This is a genomic window from Zoogloea sp. JDB1 (genome assembly GCF_056724025.1).
This window is the reverse complement of the sequence record NZ_CM161496.1, coordinates 5,464,839-5,481,342: the sequence shown is the minus strand read 5'-3', so window position 1 is coordinate 5,481,342 and position 16,504 is coordinate 5,464,839. Positions and strand designations below refer to the sequence as shown.

Genomic DNA, 16,504 nt, shown 5'->3' with positions numbered 1-16,504 from the left:
ATGTGAGCTGTGAAGGTGATCGTGTCCATGCTGCTGGCCGGGCTGCTGGCAGGTTGCGGTGGCATGCTTCCTACTTCCCAGCAGGAGGTCGGCAAGCGCTGGCGCGACTTCGACGATGTCAAGCGTGCCTTCGACCAGATCGTGCCCTACCAGACGGGTATGGAGGAGGTGCGCAAACTCGGCTTCGATCCCTACACGACCCCCAACATGCAGATCCTCAACCATTCCCAGGTGGTGCGTGCGGTGCTGCCATCCCCGTTGCAGGATCCGGCGACGGTTCCGAAGGGCATCCAGGAGTGCATGAAGGTGCAGGAGGGGTGCGTGGGCTATTTCATGGAGCCGAGCAACGTAGACCGCAAACGGGTCGGCAACTTCATGCTCGATTTTCTCAATTTCAAGCGCAATACCTTGGTGACCGGTTGGCGTTTCGGTGCGTTGATCGTCGTCATCGACGACAAGGTCGTCTATAAACAGTGGAGCGGCCAGCCGCGTATCGAGGAAAACGAGGTGCGCCATAACCCCTTGGGCCCATTGCAGGGGGTTGGTGAGGCGCTTCGGCCGTCGCCGTAGTTGCACTTGGAAATCGATCACGCTGCGTGTCCGTGGGCCTAATGTTTGGGCGCCGCGTGCCGTAAAATGAAAAGAACGCACCATCTGGAGAGTCGGGTGGTGGAATCACCAGGAGTACATCATGAGCGTTAGTTCGGTCAGCGGCGCCTCCAGCGCTGCCTTCACCCAGGCCCTCCAGCAGCAGGCCGAAGCCAGCAAGGTTCAGCAACAGCAGGCGCCGGAGGATGTGCGCAAGAAAGAGGAGCAGCAGGCTCAAGCTGCGCAAGCTGCCCAGACTGCGCCGGAGCCCACGTCGAATCTGAACGGGCAGGTCGTCGGGCAGGTCGTCAATACTTTTGCCTGATCCTGTCGCCGTACTGCGGCATCGTAAAAAGCCCGGTCGAGGCCGTAATACCGTTCGGTTAAGGTCTTTCTTCAGAAACCGGACGGTGTAACGAACCGGGCGTGCTTTGACGACACGGGGGCTTTGACGCCCCTGTCGTTTTCGACGACCGCAAACTGCATCTGGGTGCGCGGTCGTATCAGGTGGGCAGGCAGCTTTCCCGGGGCCGTGCCGACGGCCCAAATCATCTCGTGCTGCAGAATATGCAGCGCACGCACGAAGCTCAGATCGGTCGGCCCGACCTTTGCCACGATTGCCGCTTTGGCCATCTCCAGGCGCATCAGGTTGTAAGCGATCAGTGCGCCCCAGATTTCTTGCTCGACTCCTTGGGGCAGCTGGCTGCGTAAGGTCAAGGCTCCGCCCAGCATGGACTGCTTGAGCTCTCGATAGCTCGTTTCGATTTCCCAGCGGCGGCGATAACACTCGGCCAGCTCCTGCGCCTGGAATCGGCGCTGATCGGTGAGCGAAGTCAGCAGGACGAGCATCTTGCCGTTGGAACACACCACGCGCACGGCGCGGGCAGTCCAGTATTCGGGCAGTTCGGGGGCTTTGTTTCGCGCCTGAGGGGAAACGCGCAGACGAACCAGCCCATCGTCTTCCGTACCCGACAGCCGCTCCCACTTTGTATTCGACTTGGCCGGGATCACGTAGTGGCGCTGCGTCCCCTTCAAACCAGCGGGGCGACGCCCAGACGCTGTCGCGCCTGCGTCACCGCACTCTTGCTGACCACGCCTTCCACTCCATTGGGCAGCGCCAGATCCAGCGTCGCCAACACCTCGGGCATCGATTGGTGTCGATACAGCGCCAGTGCGATCACCGCCAGACCACCTGCTCTGCGGGCAAGCGTCTTCGGCGGAGGCTCGCGCTGCCCGTGGCTTCAAGTGCCTCCTCGATCCATGTTTGCGGCAAATGCTCCGCCAACCGGTCTATCCCGGCCAGCGGCAGAACTTCTGACAAAGCATGAAGCGGACTCGATAGCATTCAGTCCGAGGTTAATGGCCTTGTTTATTGTTTACAACAACTTGGCAAGAAAAGAAAATGCCGTTCAGTGTTAACTGAACGGCATTACCGGCAAGCCGGGGGTTTTCCGTTATTGGTTGTGCCGTTTGTCAGGCTGCCAGCGGAATGGCTGCCTCTGTTTCTGTGCTGAGTTCCTCCAGGCGCTGTAGGACTGCTTGCCGCATCTGCTCCCGGGCCAGCCGTTTTTGCTGCGTCCGCTTGCGGTGGTGGCGGTCGATGTCCTCAAGGGGTTTTTCCCTTAGCGGCAGCTGGATGGTGCTACGCCCGTCGGTCGATGGCTGCGCCTGAAACGGCTCGAATGCCTGACGGTACAAGGCTTTGAGGCGAGTCTGGCCGAGCGGCGTCTGGTAGTGTTCGTCGGGGGCAATGATCCGGATCTGATCCAGCTTCAGGAAGGAGAGCAGGGCAATCAGGCTATCCATCAGCAGGAACAGCGGCGCCAGTTGGGCGTGGCGTTTGCGGAATTCTTTTACCTGTGCGTGCTGGCCCATGCAGCCCTGGTTCCGGCAGATCAAGGCGCCATGGGTGCCATCGGTCTGTCTCTGGAAGAGAAAACCGAGAGCGTGACTCCATACGCCGTCGATGAAGAGTACCAACTGGAACTCCCCCTCGTTGCGGATCGTGTCCCGGGTCAGCAGTACCAAGCGTACTTCAGCTGTCATTGCCGGGTATTCGACCGACCACAGGCTGAGTTCGCCGTCCGTCAGGGTGTCGAGCAGGGGCGGCGGAAAGTGGTCGAGCAGGAAACGATAGTGATCGTGGATGTGGCGCAGCGATTCGTCCACTGACCAGCGACGTGAGACGTAGTCCCTGTAATACCTGGGGTATAGGCGCGGCGATGTGCCTGCGAAAAGGCGGACCAGACGTTCGTTGAGAAAAAAGGATTCCAGCGTGCGGGCTTCTGCGCTGAGTCGCTTGTAATGCCAATCCTGGCCCATGCGGCGTAGGCGGCGTTTCAGCTTGTAGAGGCGGTAGGCAGGATTCAGGCTTTTGTGCAGAAAGCGGTCGAAAGTCTGGGCCATCGGGCGGGTTCGAAGCGGATACGTTATGCCGGTGATCCTACGGAAGAAGTCTTAATTTTTACTGACAAATTCCTAAAAACTCTCTGTGGCCAGGTGAAATTTACAGTGTATTTTTATTGAATAGTGGTTTCTGCGGTTGTCGGGGCGGCAAGGAGGTGTCTGCTTCATCTATGTGCCCGAAATGGCCGCGTTGCGTTGCATGTGTCGTGTTGCTGGGGAACCAGCGCCGACGAGCCACTTGCCACTGTTCCGGCGACAGGAACAGTTCAACGACTTCCATCTGTCGCGGCTCGACATGTTTGCGCCGTTCGATACCAGTGGGGGATTTGCCTTCGTGCTGTCGGCGTTCTCCCCCAGTGCGGCGTTCCACGCCATTCCAGCGCTTGGTTGTTGCGTGACCGAACCCATCTGCGCCTCCCATGCCCTTATCGTTCGGCATTCTCTTGGACTCGCCGATTTTCTTTCGAGAACTATGTCTCGCAGCAGAAAGTGGAACGGTGCACGTTACAGGGATTTGCAAAAATCAGTCGCGAGAAGGCTGGTTATCCGGTGCTCGATAGAGAGGAAATTGCGCATCTGGATCGGTGTAACCGATGTTCTCGAGCTCCACGGGGCTGGGGATGGCAGGCTCCAGGAACCGCGTATCGCCCACAACAAGGCTCTGGTCTGGTCGCGGCTGGCCTTCTGTATTGACGCAGTAAAGCACTGCTGGGGAGCAATGGAATCGCCGTTGCTCTCAAACCCAAGGAGCAACGACCGTGGCCCGCGACACTTCACGTATCCGCAAATTGGCCCCGCCGACTGGTCGCCAAGCGGTCTATGTGTTCGATGACGACCCCAAGCAACTCAGTGCCAGAGTGACGCCCGCCGGGGCAAAGTCCTTCGTGTTCGCCGGCAAGCTCAACAAGGCCCCCTTACGCATCACCATCGGCGACGTGAAGGTGTGGAACCTCGACGACGCCCGGGCCGAAGCCCGCCGCCTTCAGGCGCTGATTGACCAGGGTATCGACCCGCGCCAGGAGAAGGCCGAACGCCTCGCCGCATTGAGGCCAAACGCGAGGAGGCCTGCCATGTCGAAGCCCCAGCCCTTGAAGCCTGGACGGCCTACTTTGGCACCCTAGCCGAGTGGGTGGAGGTGCCCGCCGGCATCGTTGTGCAAATCATGGGGCACAAGCCCAGTGCCACCGCGGAGAAACACTACCGCCGCCGTCCGCTCGACATGCTGCGCATGTGGCACGCGAAGATTGAGGGTTGGATTCTGGAGCAGGCCGGCATCGAACAGCGGGGTGAGGAGCAGGTGGGCGGGCTGCGGGTTGTGGGAAACTGATAGGTTGATACCAAAACGGTAACATGCTAGATTGAGACATGCACATCATTGCACTGCGAGCACTACGCGAATTTTGGGAGAAGCACCCGCAGGCGGAAACGCCCTTGCGCGCATGGTATGCCGAGGCAAGCCGGGCCGACTGGACAACACCAGCGGACATCAAGGCTGCACATCGGAATGCCAGCTTCCTGGCGAACAACCGCGTGGTGTTCAACGTCAAGGGCAATGATTACCGGCTGGTGGTGGCCGTGCGTTACACCTCCACCATGATGTTCATCCGGTTTGTCGGCACCCATGCCGAGTACGACCGGATAGACGCCGAAACCATCTAGGAGCCGCTATGGAACTGAAGCCCATCCGAACCGAGGCCGAGCATGCCGAAGCCCTGAGCGACATTGAACGCCTTTGGGACGCCCCCGAGGGCAGCGCAGATGCGGACCGGCTGGAAGTCCTTGTCATGCTGGTGGAAGCCTACGAGAAGGCGCATTTCCCGATTGAAGCTCCGGACCCGATTTCATTCCTGGAATACGTCATGGATTCGCGCGGGCTCACCCGGAAGGACTTGGAGCAGTACATCGGCCCGCGTGGCCGGGTGGCCGACATCATGAACAGAACCCGCCCCCTGTCCGTAACGATGATTCGCCGGCTGTGTGCAGGCCTGGGGCTACCTGCCGATGTGCTGATTCAACCCTACGCGCTGCGGGAGCCAATCGCAGCCTGACCGAGTACCACCGCCGCGCCTAGAGTCTGTTGACAATTACTGTTCTGCAAATGCCGATGGCGTGTGCTTGTCAATTCGCCGTGCACATTCAATGACTTGCCGAGGGGCTGTTCACTGCGGGCAAGTTGTGGTCATATCCTGACTTTTCGGCAGAGTCAGGATGGTACGTGTGTGGTTGCGTGACGATCAGTTTGAGCGGATAGCCGCGTTGCTGCCAGGCAAGGCCAGCGATCCAGGGCGCACGGCGGCAGATAACCGGCTGTTTGTTGAGGCGGTGTTATGGATTGCTCGGACAGGCAGTCCGTGGCGCGATCTGCCCCCGCAGTTCGGCCCCTGGAATAGTGTCTATCAGCGCTTTGCGCGCTGGTCGCGCAGCGGCGTGTGGCATCGTGTTTTCGCCCAGCTGGCCCAGGATGCGGATTTTGAAGAGGTCTTCATCGACAGCACGATTGTGCGTGCCCACCAGCATGCAGCCGGCGCACCCAAAAAAAAAGGCGATCAAGCGCTCGGGCGATCCCGCGGCGGATTGAGTACAAAGATTCACGCCCTGGTGGAGGGGCTCGGATCGCTCGCCCGCTTCTGTTTAACCGGCGGCGAAGCCGGCGACAGCCCACAGGCTCTGCCCCTGCTGGGGGGGGCTACAGCCCGCGTCGCTCAGTGCGGACAAGGCCTACGACACCGATGCCATCCTCCGGCATCTCGCCGATCAAGGCATCGAGGCCGTCATCCCGCCGCGCAGCCATCGCCGTGTCCAACGCCATTTCGATCGTCATCAATACAAGAATCGCAACTTGATCGAGCGCTTTTTCTGCCGCATCAAGCAATTTCGCCGCGTCGCCACACGTTACGACAAACTCGCCGAACGCTTCGCCTCTTTCGTCGCAATCACTGCCGCCGTCATATGGCTGGCATGATTGTCAACAGACTCTAGGCCCGCGAACCGAAAAGCGGGACACCTTCACCCGCCTGGTGCGGCACCCCATTGAAGGGCGCTTGAAGGAGCGCGAAATGTCCCCTCAGACACGTCATTTGCCAATGTTCGCCAGGCTTCAACCAGTGACCTCTTGGGGTGGAGGCCGCATAACTGATTTGGACGTTCTCACCCTAGCGGAAGCTGCGCACTTTGCCAGCCAGCACGCTGGCGTTGAAGTAACCGTGAAGGATTTTCTTCGAGCGGCAGCGTGGGGAGAGATTCCGATGCGGGCCATCTGCCGGAGCCACGTCACCATGCATCCGACGAACAGTTGCGATGCACCTCTCGAAATCCCTGCCGGCGGAATTCCGACACTGCCTTTTGATGCGTGCAACTCTTTAGGAGCCACTGATTTATTCCCCGCCCCCCGACACACGAGCACACGCGAGATGATCCCGCAGTGCCTTCCCTCACGAGACCTTGATCGATGCAATCGAGCTTTTCTGACCTGGAGTACGCCGCAAAGAAGAAGCTGACGCGGCGCGATCGCTTTCTTGCCGGGATCAACACGGTGACGCCTTGGGCGGCGCTGGAGGCCGAGATCGAGCCGTTCTATCCGAAGGGTGAAGGCCGTGGGCGCCCTCCGATTGGCCTGGCGCGGATTCGAGGCCATCAACGCCCATCTGGCCGAACAAGGCCTGATCCTGCGTGAAGGAACGATTGTCGATGCCACGCTGATCGCGGCCCCGCCATCGACGAAGAACAAAGCGAAGGCGCGCGACCCGGAGATGCACCAGACAAAGAAGGGGAACAACTGGCACTTCGGCATGAAGGCTCACATCGGCGTCGATGCACAGTCGGGACTGGTGCATACGCTGGTCACGACAGCCGCCAACACCAGCGACATCAGCCAGGCCCATGCCCTGCTGCACGGCAAGGAGCACACCGTGTTCGGTGATGCGGGTTACCAAGGCGTCGAGAAACGCCCCGAGAACCAGGGCAAGACCGTTGAATGGCTGGTGGCGATGAAGCGCAGCGTGCGCAAGGCCCTGCCCGCCGATGCGTTGGGTCGGTTGCAGGAGCGCTTCGAGAAGCTCAAGGCGAGCATCCGGGCGAAGGTGGGGCATCCCTTCCACGTGATCAAGAACCTCTTCCGGCATCGCAAGACCCGCTACCGCGGGCTGGCAAAGAACGAGGCGCACCTGTTCTCGCTGTTTGGCTTCGCCAATCTGCTGCTCGCCCAAAGGCGCATGCCGGCGATGCATGCCCGAGGTGCGTCCTGAGCGGTGAAATCGGAGGCATGCTCCTCGAAAATCGGTCTTTTGATGCCTGGCGGTCAGCATGTTTGAATGGACTTGGCCGGAAACTCGCTCGGGAGAGGCTGGGCGGGGATTTCTTCAGCGTCTCCCTAATGCGAAGTTCCTCCACGCACAGTTATTCCCAGAGGCTTACGAGGTGCAGCCTGGGGCTGTTTCCAAAAAATCTACACAACAAAGAAAATCGTAATCAACTGATTTTCAACGCCTCAACCTGAGGCAACCTGGGGCAGCTTCCGACCTGCCCTAGCTGATGTGTTGAAAATGGGTGTTCATTTGGGTCGTCTCAACCTCAGGACGACCCAAATGAACACCCAGTTCCGCGTTATTAGCAGTCCGCGCAAGCTCGATACCTTGGAGGTCGCCGAGCGCCTGCGCATCAAGCCGCAGACCATGCGTCGCTCGCTCCACTTTGATGGGCACTACCTCGGTATGACCCCGGTCAAGCTGCCGAACGGCCGATTGTTGTGGTCAGCCGACCAAGTTGATGCGCTTCTGACCGGGGAGGGTGCGTAAATGGAAGCCGCCCCCGACCGTATTGCAGCCGAGAGCGCCCTAGAACAGCGCCATTCTACCGCCACCAAGTTTCAAGGCACCAGCAACCCCCGACATCAGCGCGCCCTTCAAGCGCTGCTGACCCGCCCGCAGCCGCGCGAGAACTTGGACCGCATTGCCGGGGCCAGCAATTCACCAGAACTGATTGCCGAACTGCGCCGTCGTGGCCTCGATATCCCTTGCGACCGTGTGCCAGTCATCGACCGCGACGGCCGCGCTGTATCTCTGCACAGGACGTACGTCCAGAACGGCCAGAAAGCCCCTGTAGCCGCCCCGAAAAAGCTCATGCAGGCTTGCCCGCTCTCCGGGGCCGCGATTCGTCTGACGCCCGTCTCGCAAGTTCTGGGTATATCGGAAGGCATCGAGACCGCGCTTGCGGCATCGGAGCTGTTCGAGGTGCCTGTCTGGTCGTGCGTCAGCGCCCAAGGCATCGAGGGCTTCGAGCCACCGGCCGGCGTTGAGCGCGTCATCGTGTTCGCCGACCACGACGCGACCTTTGCCGGGCAGAAAGCCGCCTACGCCGCAGCCCACCGTCTCAAGCTCAAGGGCTTCGAGGTGGAGGTGGTGGTTCCGCCGGCCGTGGGCGATTGGCTGGACGAACTGGGCCGCCGTGCTGGTGGAATGTAGTGGCCGGCCAGAATGTAGGGGGAGGGGCTGGCAATCCCTGGGGGCTGGAGGCGTCAGTAACCACACGGTATCCCATGCAGGGAAAATTCCCCCCATTCAAACGGGAATCAAATCAATCAAACCGATTGACGGCCTGCCACCTGCAACCACCTCAGCTTCGAGGGCACTCAAACCAACCCGCCCCGGTGGCGGGTTTTTTCTGGGTTGCCTGTGCTTACCAAAGGCAAAATAATGCCGTGGTGCTATACATCAATGGCGTATATCGGTTGATGGGAGGTGCATCATGGATTTGAAGCTGAAATCACACGTCTTCATGGTGTTGCTGATGGGGCTTTCTTGCTCATCGGCCCAGGCGCAAACCACGCTTGGCGAGATCCTCGACAAGGGAGGGCGCGTTCTCGAAAAGGAAGAGCTGACCAAGACTCTTGTTGGTGCGAGCTTTTCAGGTGTTCGAGCGAACGGTGGCACCATCGAGGCGAGTGTGAGTGCTGACGGACGCATTGGGGGGAACATGCAAAATCCGGGGCGGGCGATGCACAACTTCATCGGAGTCTGGAGAATTGCTGGTGATGGGCAGTTTTGCTATGACTACAAGGTCAATGCTCCCAACGCAGTCCCTTCGGCAGCTTGTACTTATTACTTCCAGCTTGAGGATGAGTATTTCGTGTCGTCATCGAAGTCGGATCTGGCGGCATCAGTCTGGCCCAGGAGAATCAAGCATTGACCTCTCATAGATCCGACTCACGAACTTCAAGGCCGACCCGCTCTAGTGGCGGGTTTTTCTTTGGGGCAGCCGGTACGCACGAAGGTGGTACGCAGCCAGATACGCAGGGAGTCGGTGGTTACCAAGCAGTGGATTCCAAGCTGGTTTCCACGGAAACCGACGGTTTCGGAAACCGGGGCTTGGTTTGTGCTGCGCTGGTTAGTGAGCAAACCAGCCGCCTGGAGACGGGGAGGTCACGGGTATGCCAGCCTCTTGCCGAGGCCTCGCGTTGCGGTATCCAGGGGCGTGGTATCTACGTGAGGAGGCAGTGAAGGCCACCTCAATTTCCGGCATCCCCTCCTGGCAGACGGAGCAACGTTGAACGCCGCGGGAGCAATAGGGGAGCAACGGTCGCGCAAAGCAAAAAGGCCAACCCTTGCGGATTGGCCTTTTTGCTTGAATCTGTTGGTGGTGATGGGCGGAGTCGAACCGCCGACCTATGGGTTATGAATCCATCGCTCTAACCATCTGAGCTACATCACCGACCGGAGAAGGCCGCTATAATAGTGTCTTGATGGTTGTTGGTCAACATGCGATGAAAAAACTTTATATCCGGACTTTCGGTTGCCAAATGAACGAGTACGACTCGGACAAGATGGCGGATGTGCTCGGGGCGGCCGATGGGCTGGAAAAAACGGACAACCCGGAAGAGGCGGACGTGATCCTCTTCAACACCTGTTCCGTGCGCGAAAAGGCGCAGGAGAAGGTCTTCCACGACCTCGGGCGGGTTAAGCACCTTAAACAGCAGAATCCCAACCTGATCATCGGTGTCGGCGGTTGCGTGGCCAGCCAGGAGGGCGAGGCCATCGTGGCGCGTGCGCCGTACGTTGATCTGGTGTTCGGACCGCAGACCCTGCATCGCCTGCCCAAGCTGATCGCCGAGCGCAAGGCGTCGGGGCGCTCGCAGGTGGATATCTCCTTCCCGGAAATCGAGAAGTTCGACAACCTGCCGCCGGCCCGCGTGGAGGGGGCGAGCGCCTTCGTGTCGATCATGGAGGGCTGTTCCAAGTACTGCACCTTCTGCATCGTGCCCTACACCCGTGGCGACGAGATCTACCGTCCGCTGGCCGACGTGCTGGCCGAGGTGGCGGGGCTGGCTGCCCAGGGCGTCAAGGAAGTGACCCTGCTCGGTCAGAACGTCAATGCCTGGCGTGCTCCGGTGGATGGCGATGGCGGCGAGATGGCCGACTTTGCTTTTCTGCTCGAATGCGTGCATGAAATCCCGGGTATCGAGCGGATCCGCTACACGACGTCCCATCCCCGCGAGATGACCCAGCGCGTCGTCGATGCCTACGCCAAACTGCCCAAGCTGGTGTCGCACCTGCATCTGCCGGTGCAGGCCGGTTCCGACCGGGTGCTGGCGGCGATGAAGCGCGGCTATACGGTGCTCGAATACAAGTCGCTGGTGCGCAAGCTGCGCGGTGCGCGGCCGGATATCTCCCTGTCGTCCGACTTCATCGTCGGCTTCCCCGGCGAGACCGAGGCCGATTTCGAGGCGACGATGAAGCTGATCGACGATCTGGGCTTCGACGCCTCCTTCAGCTTCATCTACAGCTCGCGCCCCGGCACGCCGGCCGCCGATCTGGCCGACGACACGCCGCAGGACGTCAAGCTGGCGCGCCTGTCCCGCCTGCAGAAGCGCGTCGAGGAGAACGCCGCGAAGATCAGTGAGAGCATGGTCGGTACGGTGCAGCGCATTCTGGTGGAAGGACCGTCGAAGAAGGATCCGAACGAGCTGGCCGGGCGCACCGACAACAACCGCGTCGTCAACTTTGCCGGCAATCCGCGCCTGATCGGGAATTTCGTTGACGTCTCCATCGTGTCGGCGCTGCCCCATTCCCTGCGTGGCGCGATCGTCACCCGGGACTGAGCTGTCGATGATCCTGTCTTCCCCCGCGGGCGCGGGTCTGGCAGCATGCGTCCGATGAAACCGACCGAAATCGTCCTGCATCCTCTCGACAACGTGCGCCTTGCCAATCTGTGCGGGGCGCTCGATGAGAACATCCGCCAGATCGAAACCGCCTTCGACGTGACCATCGCCCGCCGTGGTGAGCGCTTCACGTTGAACGGCGAGCCGCCACAGACCCAGATCGGGGCGCGGGCGCTGCGCCATTTTTATGGCCGCGCCGATAACCCCCTGTCGGTGGACGACATCCAGCTCGGCCTCATCGAGTTGAGTAACCTGTCCCAGGCCAACCAGCCGGCGCCAGCCCTGCTGACCCGCAAGAGCGAGCTGCATGGCCGAACGCCGCGCCAGGTGGACTACCTGCGTCAGATCCAGGAGCACGACATCACCTTCGGCATCGGTCCGGCCGGTACCGGCAAGACCTATCTGGCGGTGGCCAGCGCGGTGGACGCCTTCGAGCGCGAGCACGTGGAGCGTATCGTGCTGACGCGCCCGGCTGTGGAGGCCGGCGAGCGGCTCGGTTTCCTGCCCGGCGATCTGGCACAGAAGGTAGATCCGTACCTGCGACCGCTGTACGACGCGCTCTACGACCTGATGGGCTTCGATCGCGTGACCAAGCTGTTCGAGCGCGGCTGTATCGAGATCGCACCGCTTGCCTTCATGCGCGGGCGCACCCTGTCACGGGCCTTCATCATCCTCGACGAGGCGCAGAACACCTCGCCGGAGCAGATGAAGATGTTCCTGACCCGCATCGGCATCGGCTCCAAGGCGGTGATCACCGGCGACCTGACCCAGGTGGACCTGCCGCGTGGCCAGAAGAGTGGCCTCGGCGAAGCCGTGCAGGTGCTCGCCGACGTGCGCGGTGTCGCCTTCACCCAGTTCCTCAAGGAAGACGTGGTGCGCCACCCGCTGGTGGCACGCATCGTCGCCGCCTACGAGAGCCACACCCCGTACCGCAACCAGCAACAGCAGAGCCAGAGCCAGCAATGAGCGAAATCAAGCTGCCCCGCCGCCTCGATCTTTCCGTGCAATACGCCTGCAACAGGGAGGGCGTACCCTCCCGCGCCGAATTCCGCCGCTGGTTGCGGGCGGCCGAACCTGGTGCCGCGCGGATCACCGTGCGTATCGTCGATGAAGCTGAAGGCCAGGAACTCAACCGGGATTACCGGGGCAAGGACTACGCCACCAACGTGCTGACCTTTGCCTATGATGAAGGCGAGGATATGCCCTTGCCGGAAGGTTTGCCGCTGATGGGCGATCTGGTGCTGTGCCGGCAGGTTGTCGAGCGCGAGGCGGCAGAGCAGGGCAAGGCCCTGGGCGCGCATTACGCTCACTTAAGTGTGCATGGTATGCTGCATTTGCAGGGCTTTGACCACGAAGAGGATGCCGAGGCCGAGGAGATGGAAGCGCGGGAGCGCACGATCCTGGCTGAACTGGGTTATGCGGACCCCTACGCGGGGGAACGCTAGCAGGAGACTCGATGGTGGGCTGAGCAATGCGCCATGGGCAATGGTGGACCGTATGGTCGGCCATTGCCCATGGCCCATTTCTCATCCACCCTTTTTATGGAACCCTATAGTAGTAAACCGTCTTTGCTCGAACGGCTGTCCGCGCTCCTGACCCGGGAGCCGGAAGACCGGGAAGAGTTGTTGCACCTTCTGCATTCCGCCCACGATCGCAATCTGTTCGACGCGGATGCACTGGCCATCATCGAGGGAGCCTTGCAGGTTTCCGACATGAAGGTGCGCGACGTGATGATTCCCCGGGCGCAGATGGATGTCGTGAATGTGGACGACTCCATCGAAGACATCACCCGTTTTGCCATCAACGCTGCCCACTCGCGCTTCCCGGTAATCGGCGAAGGCAAGGACGACGTGGTCGGCATCCTCCTCGCCAAAGACCTGCTGCGGGTCTTCGCCGGCGAAGCCTTCGATCTGCGCGACATGCTCCGCCCGGCCGTTTTTGTGCCGGAATCCAAGCGACTCAACGTACTGCTACGTGATTTCCGCGTCAGCCGCAACCACATGGCGATCGTCGTGGATGAGTACGGCGGCGTGGCGGGGCTGGTGACCATCGAGGATGTACTGGAGCAGATCGTCGGTGACATCGAGGACGAGTACGACTTCGACGAGACCGCCGACAACATCCGCCTCGACCAGGCGGGCCGGTACCGCGTCAAGGCCGGCACCGAGATCGAGGACTTCAACGAAGCCTTCAGCACCACCTTCAGCGATTCCGAGTACGACACTGTCGGCGGGCTGCTGATCCGCAAGCTTGGGCGCCTGCCCAAGCGCAACGAGGTGGTCGACCTGGAAGGATTGCGCTTCCAGGTGCTGCGTGCCGACAGCCGGCGCGTGCATTCCCTGCTCGTCGAGCGTCTGCCCGATCCGGAAGCGGTCAGCGGCTGATGCGGTTCCTGCGTCAGGGCGCGGCCCTGCTGGCGGGGGGGGCGTCAGTCTTTGCCTACGCCCCGTTCGAACTGTTCCCCGTTGCCGCGCTGGCGCTGGGCCTGCTGTACGGGCTGCTCGGCACTGCGGTGGCCGACAGCCGGCGTCCCCTGCGGACCGGTTTCTCCATCGCCTGGGCCTGGGAGCTCGGTGCGATGCTGACCGGCGTTTCGTGGCTGTACGTGGCGCTGCACCGTTTCGGCGGCATGCCGATGGCGCTGGCTGCGCTGGCGATCCTGCTGTTCTGCGCCTTCGTCTCGCTCTACGCGGGCCTGGCGGGCGTCCTGTTCGCCCGTTTGCGGTGCGGTCGGCCCGGCTGGGATGCGGCGCTGTTCGCGGCCCTCTGGCTGCTCTCCGAATGGCTGCGCGGCTGGGTGTTCACCGGCTTCCCGTGGCTGGCCAGCGGCTACAGTCAGAGCCCGCCGAGTCCGCTGGCGGGCTTCGCGCCGCTGTTCGGTGTGTATGGCATCGGTGGCCTGCTGGCCCTGCTGGCGGCCCTGGGGGTTGAGGCGTTGCAGCGACGCAGTGGGCGTCTGCTGGCGGGTGTCGCGGCCATGCTGGTGGTGGGCGCGGGCCTGCGCCAGGTGGCCTGGACCGAACCCGTCGGCGAACCGGTGAAGGTCGCCCTGTTGCAGACCAACGTGGAGCAGAGCCTCAAGTGGCGTCCCGAGATGCTGCGTCACTGGCTGGAGCGCAATCTGACGATGCTACGCGACAACCCTGCCCAGCTTGTCGTGTTGCCGGAAACCACCATCCCGCTGTTGGTGGACGATCTGCCCCCCGGCTACCTGGACGCGGTGCGGCAGATCGCTGTGGCGAACGGCGCGGACGCGGTGCTCGGCACCTTCACCCGCGACGGGGAGGGGCACATCTTCAACGCGGCGATCAGTCTCGGTATATCGCCGTCTGGCCACTACGCCAAGCAGCACCTAGTGCCCTTCGGCGAGTATTCGCCGCCGATGTTCCGCTGGTTCTACGACCTGGTCAGCATCCCGATGGCCGACCAGACCCGCGGCGCCGAGCGTCAGCCGCCGCTGCGCCTGGCGGGGCAGAAGGTCGCCATCAACATCTGCTACGAAGATGTCTTCGGCGAGGAGCTGATCCGCAGCCTGCCGGAGGCGAGCGTGATGCTCAACATCTCCAACCTGGCCTGGTACGGAGACTCCTGGGCCCAGCCCCAGCATCTGCAGATCGCGCGGATGCGTGCCCTGGAGACCGGGCGGCCGATGTTGCGCTCCACCAACACTGGCATGACCGCGGTGGTCCGGCCGGACGGCAGCGTGCAGGCGGTGCTGCCGCCCTTCGAAGCCGGCGCGCTGCATGCCGAGGTACGTGGCTACCAGGGGCTGACGCCCTACGCCCGCTGGGGCAACTGGCCGGCGGTGGGGCTGGCCGTGCTGATTGTGGTGGCAGTTGCGGTGGGCGCTCGCCGGCGCGCTTGAGTTCGTCGGGTTATCATCCGGATTATCCAGTTTCAATGCAGTGCGCTGCTGCAGCCCGTCGCCAGTAGGCGAGGGGCGGTTCCGTTCGATAACAAGACCAACACAAGGAAGATCTCGCCATGACCGATAGGATCAAGTACCAGCTCGACGAAAGCCGCATGCCCAAGTCCTGGTACAACATCGCCGCCGACCTGCCGGTGCCCCTGCCGCCGCCGCTGCATCCCGGCACCCTGCAGCCCCTCGGTCCGTCCGACCTGGCGCCCCTGTTTCCGAACGCGATCATCGAGCAGGAAATGTCCACCGAACGCTGGATCGACATTCCCGAGCCTGTTCGCGAAGTACTGTGCCAGTGGCGGCCGAGCCCGCTGTTCCGCGCCCGCCGCCTCGAAAAGCTGCTCGATACGCCGGCCAAGATCTACTACAAGTACGAAGGCGTGTCGCCGGCCGGCAGCCACAAGCCCAACTCCGCAGTGCCCCAGGCCTGGTACAACGCCCAGGAAGGGGTGAAGCGGCTGACCACCGAAACCGGCGCGGGGCAGTGGGGTTCGTCCCTGTCCTACGCCGGCGGCCTGTTCGGCCTGGACGTGACGATCTTCCAGGTGCGCGTGTCCTACGACCAGAAGCCCTACCGCCGGGCCCTGATGGAAACCTGGGGCGGCCGCTGCGTGGCCTCGCCGTCCAACGAAACCGAGTATGGACGCGCGGTGCTGGCCGAGTATCCGGACCATATCGGCTCCCTCGGTATCGCCATCTCCGAAGCAGTCGAAGTGGCGGCCAAGAACGACGACACCAAGTACGCCCTCGGCTCGGTGCTCAACCACGTGCTGTTGCACCAGACCATCGTCGGGGAAGAGGCGATCACCCAGCTGGAAATGGCTGGCGACGATCCGGACGTGGTTATTGGTTGTACCGGCGGCGGTTCCAACTTCGCCGGCATCGCCTTTCCGTTCATCGGTCTGCAGTTGCGCGGTGGTGGCAATGCCAAGAAGCGGCGCATCGTCGCGGTGGAGCCGTCGGCCTGTCCGTCCCTCAGCCGCGGCCAGTACGCCTACGATTTCGGCGATACGGGCCGTATGACGCCGCTGGTCAAGATGCACACGCTGGGCAGCGAATTCACGCCGCCGGGCTTGCACGCCGGCGGCCTGCGCTACCACGGCATGGCGCCGCTGGTCAGCCACGTGAAGGAGCTGGGCCTGATCGAAGCGCGCAACTATCACCAGACCGCCTGTTTCGAGGCTGGCGTAATGTTCGCCCGTAGCGAGGGCATCGTGCCGGCGCCGGAGTCCAACCACGCAGTGCGTGCGGCCATCGATGAGGCCCTGCGCTGCAAGGCCGAGGGCAAGAGCGAGACCATCCTGTTCTGCCTGTCCGGCCACGGCCATTTCGACATGAGCGCCTACACAAATTACCTGTCGGGCAAGCTGGTGGACCAGGACTACGACGAGAAGGAACTGGCGATGGCCCTGTCGGGCCTGCCCAAGGTCGACTGATCC

At 62.0% G+C, this 16,504-nt stretch carries 19 protein-coding genes, 1 tRNA gene and 2 pseudogenes; 17 read left to right on the top strand and 5 right to left on the bottom strand.

The window, feature by feature from the left end:
• Nucleotides 1-9 precede the first annotated feature (9 nt).
• Together AC1PPK_RS24880 and AC1PPK_RS24875 are read left to right on the top strand one after the other, a co-directional pair.
• Nucleotides 10-570, top strand: a complete 561-nt coding sequence (locus AC1PPK_RS24880; protein ID WP_481115651.1) for a hypothetical protein — start codon at nt 10-12, stop codon at nt 568-570.
• A gap of 121 nt (nt 571-691) precedes the next feature.
• Nucleotides 692-913: a hypothetical protein gene (locus AC1PPK_RS24875; RefSeq protein ID WP_481115650.1), complete on the top strand. Its 222-nt coding sequence runs from the start codon at nt 692-694 to the stop codon at nt 911-913.
• A 71-nt stretch (nt 914-984) separates the two neighbouring features.
• Here the strand turns inward: AC1PPK_RS24875 and AC1PPK_RS24870 are convergent, their stop codons facing one another.
• From AC1PPK_RS24870 to AC1PPK_RS24855, 4 genes and pseudogenes are all read right to left on the bottom strand, one after another.
• Nucleotides 985-1,623 carry a transposase gene (locus AC1PPK_RS24870; protein WP_481115649.1) on the bottom strand — a complete coding sequence of 213 codons (639 nt, stop codon included), beginning with the start codon at nt 1,621-1,623 and terminating at the stop codon, nt 985-987.
• Nucleotides 1,620-1,933: pseudogene (locus AC1PPK_RS24865) on the bottom strand (transposase domain-containing protein). Before AC1PPK_RS24865 ends, AC1PPK_RS24870 begins: the two are co-directional and overlap by 4 nt.
• 128 nt (nt 1,934-2,061) lie before the next feature.
• Nucleotides 2,062-2,994: a DUF535 family protein gene (locus AC1PPK_RS24860; protein ID WP_481115648.1), complete on the bottom strand. Its 933-nt coding sequence runs from the start codon at nt 2,992-2,994 to the stop codon at nt 2,062-2,064.
• A gap of 100 nt (nt 2,995-3,094) precedes the next feature.
• On the bottom strand, nt 3,095-3,433 hold the full coding sequence (locus AC1PPK_RS24855; protein ID WP_481115647.1) for a hypothetical protein: 339 nt from the start codon (nt 3,431-3,433) through the stop codon (nt 3,095-3,097).
• Between the two features lie 319 nt (nt 3,434-3,752).
• Here AC1PPK_RS24855 and AC1PPK_RS24850 point away from each other — a divergent pair, with 319 nt between their 5' ends.
• The 9 genes and pseudogenes from AC1PPK_RS24850 to AC1PPK_RS24810 all read left to right on the top strand — a co-directional run bounded on the left by AC1PPK_RS24850 (nt 3,753) and on the right by AC1PPK_RS24810 (nt 9,177).
• Nucleotides 3,753-4,115 (top strand): Arm DNA-binding domain-containing protein, encoded by a 363-nt coding sequence (locus AC1PPK_RS24850; RefSeq protein WP_481115646.1) that lies wholly within the window; start codon nt 3,753-3,755, stop codon nt 4,113-4,115.
• Between the two features lie 14 nt (nt 4,116-4,129).
• Complete coding sequence (locus AC1PPK_RS24845; RefSeq protein ID WP_481115645.1) at nt 4,130-4,321, top strand: hypothetical protein; 192 nt, start codon at nt 4,130-4,132, stop codon at nt 4,319-4,321.
• Nucleotides 4,322-4,359: 38 nt separating this feature from the next.
• On the top strand, nt 4,360-4,653 hold the full coding sequence (locus tag AC1PPK_RS24840; RefSeq protein ID WP_481115644.1) for a type II toxin-antitoxin system HigB family toxin: 294 nt from the start codon (nt 4,360-4,362) through the stop codon (nt 4,651-4,653).
• Between the two features lie 8 nt (nt 4,654-4,661).
• Nucleotides 4,662-5,042 (top strand): helix-turn-helix domain-containing protein, encoded by a 381-nt coding sequence (locus tag AC1PPK_RS24835; RefSeq protein WP_481115643.1) that lies wholly within the window; start codon nt 4,662-4,664, stop codon nt 5,040-5,042.
• A 160-nt stretch (nt 5,043-5,202) separates the two neighbouring features.
• Nucleotides 5,203-5,956, top strand: a protein-coding gene (locus AC1PPK_RS24830) for an IS5 family transposase (protein ID WP_481115642.1) whose coding sequence is annotated in 2 segments (ribosomal slippage) — nt 5,203-5,673 and nt 5,675-5,956 — 753 coding nt in all. Because the reading frame shifts where the segments join, the coding sequence is not laid out codon by codon here.
• A 486-nt stretch (nt 5,957-6,442) separates the two neighbouring features.
• Nucleotides 6,443-7,238, top strand: a pseudogene (locus tag AC1PPK_RS24825) (IS5 family transposase).
• Nucleotides 7,239-7,577: 339 nt separating this feature from the next.
• Nucleotides 7,578-7,787 carry a DNA-binding protein gene (locus AC1PPK_RS24820; protein WP_481115641.1) on the top strand — a complete coding sequence of 70 codons (210 nt, stop codon included), beginning with the start codon at nt 7,578-7,580 and terminating at the stop codon, nt 7,785-7,787.
• Nucleotides 7,788-8,453: a toprim domain-containing protein gene (locus tag AC1PPK_RS24815; protein ID WP_481115640.1), complete on the top strand. Its 666-nt coding sequence runs from the start codon at nt 7,788-7,790 to the stop codon at nt 8,451-8,453.
• 283 nt (nt 8,454-8,736) lie between these two features.
• Nucleotides 8,737-9,177, top strand: coding sequence for a hypothetical protein (locus AC1PPK_RS24810; RefSeq protein WP_481115639.1), 441 nt, complete (start codon nt 8,737-8,739; stop codon nt 9,175-9,177).
• 445 nt (nt 9,178-9,622) lie between these two features.
• Here the strand turns inward: AC1PPK_RS24810 and AC1PPK_RS24805 are convergent.
• Nucleotides 9,623-9,699 (bottom strand) — tRNA-Met (locus AC1PPK_RS24805).
• 52 nt (nt 9,700-9,751) lie between these two features.
• Between AC1PPK_RS24805 and miaB the strand changes: the two genes are divergently transcribed.
• From miaB to AC1PPK_RS24775, 6 genes are all read left to right on the top strand, one after another.
• Nucleotides 9,752-11,086 carry a tRNA (N6-isopentenyl adenosine(37)-C2)-methylthiotransferase MiaB gene (gene miaB, locus AC1PPK_RS24800; protein ID WP_481115638.1) on the top strand — a complete coding sequence of 445 codons (1,335 nt, stop codon included), beginning with the start codon at nt 9,752-9,754 and terminating at the stop codon, nt 11,084-11,086.
• 54 nt (nt 11,087-11,140) lie between these two features.
• Complete coding sequence (locus AC1PPK_RS24795) at nt 11,141-12,112, top strand: PhoH family protein (RefSeq protein WP_481115637.1); 972 nt, start codon at nt 11,141-11,143, stop codon at nt 12,110-12,112.
• Nucleotides 12,109-12,591, top strand: a complete 483-nt coding sequence (gene ybeY, locus AC1PPK_RS24790; protein ID WP_481115636.1) for an rRNA maturation RNase YbeY — start codon at nt 12,109-12,111, stop codon at nt 12,589-12,591. Before AC1PPK_RS24795 ends, ybeY begins: the two co-directional genes overlap by 4 nt.
• Nucleotides 12,592-12,687: 96 nt before the next feature.
• Nucleotides 12,688-13,530, top strand: a complete 843-nt coding sequence (locus AC1PPK_RS24785; protein ID WP_481118266.1) for an HlyC/CorC family transporter — start codon at nt 12,688-12,690, stop codon at nt 13,528-13,530.
• The gene (lnt, locus tag AC1PPK_RS24780) at nt 13,530-15,011 is read left to right on the top strand and encodes an apolipoprotein N-acyltransferase (protein WP_481115635.1); all 1,482 of its coding nucleotides are present in this window, start codon (nt 13,530-13,532) and stop codon (nt 15,009-15,011) included. The genes AC1PPK_RS24785 and lnt overlap by 1 nt, the downstream gene beginning before the upstream one ends.
• Before the next feature lie 119 nt (nt 15,012-15,130).
• The gene (locus tag AC1PPK_RS24775) at nt 15,131-16,501 is read left to right on the top strand and encodes a TrpB-like pyridoxal phosphate-dependent enzyme (protein ID WP_481115634.1); all 1,371 of its coding nucleotides are present in this window, start codon (nt 15,131-15,133) and stop codon (nt 16,499-16,501) included.
• Nucleotides 16,502-16,504: the final 3 nt, after the last annotated feature.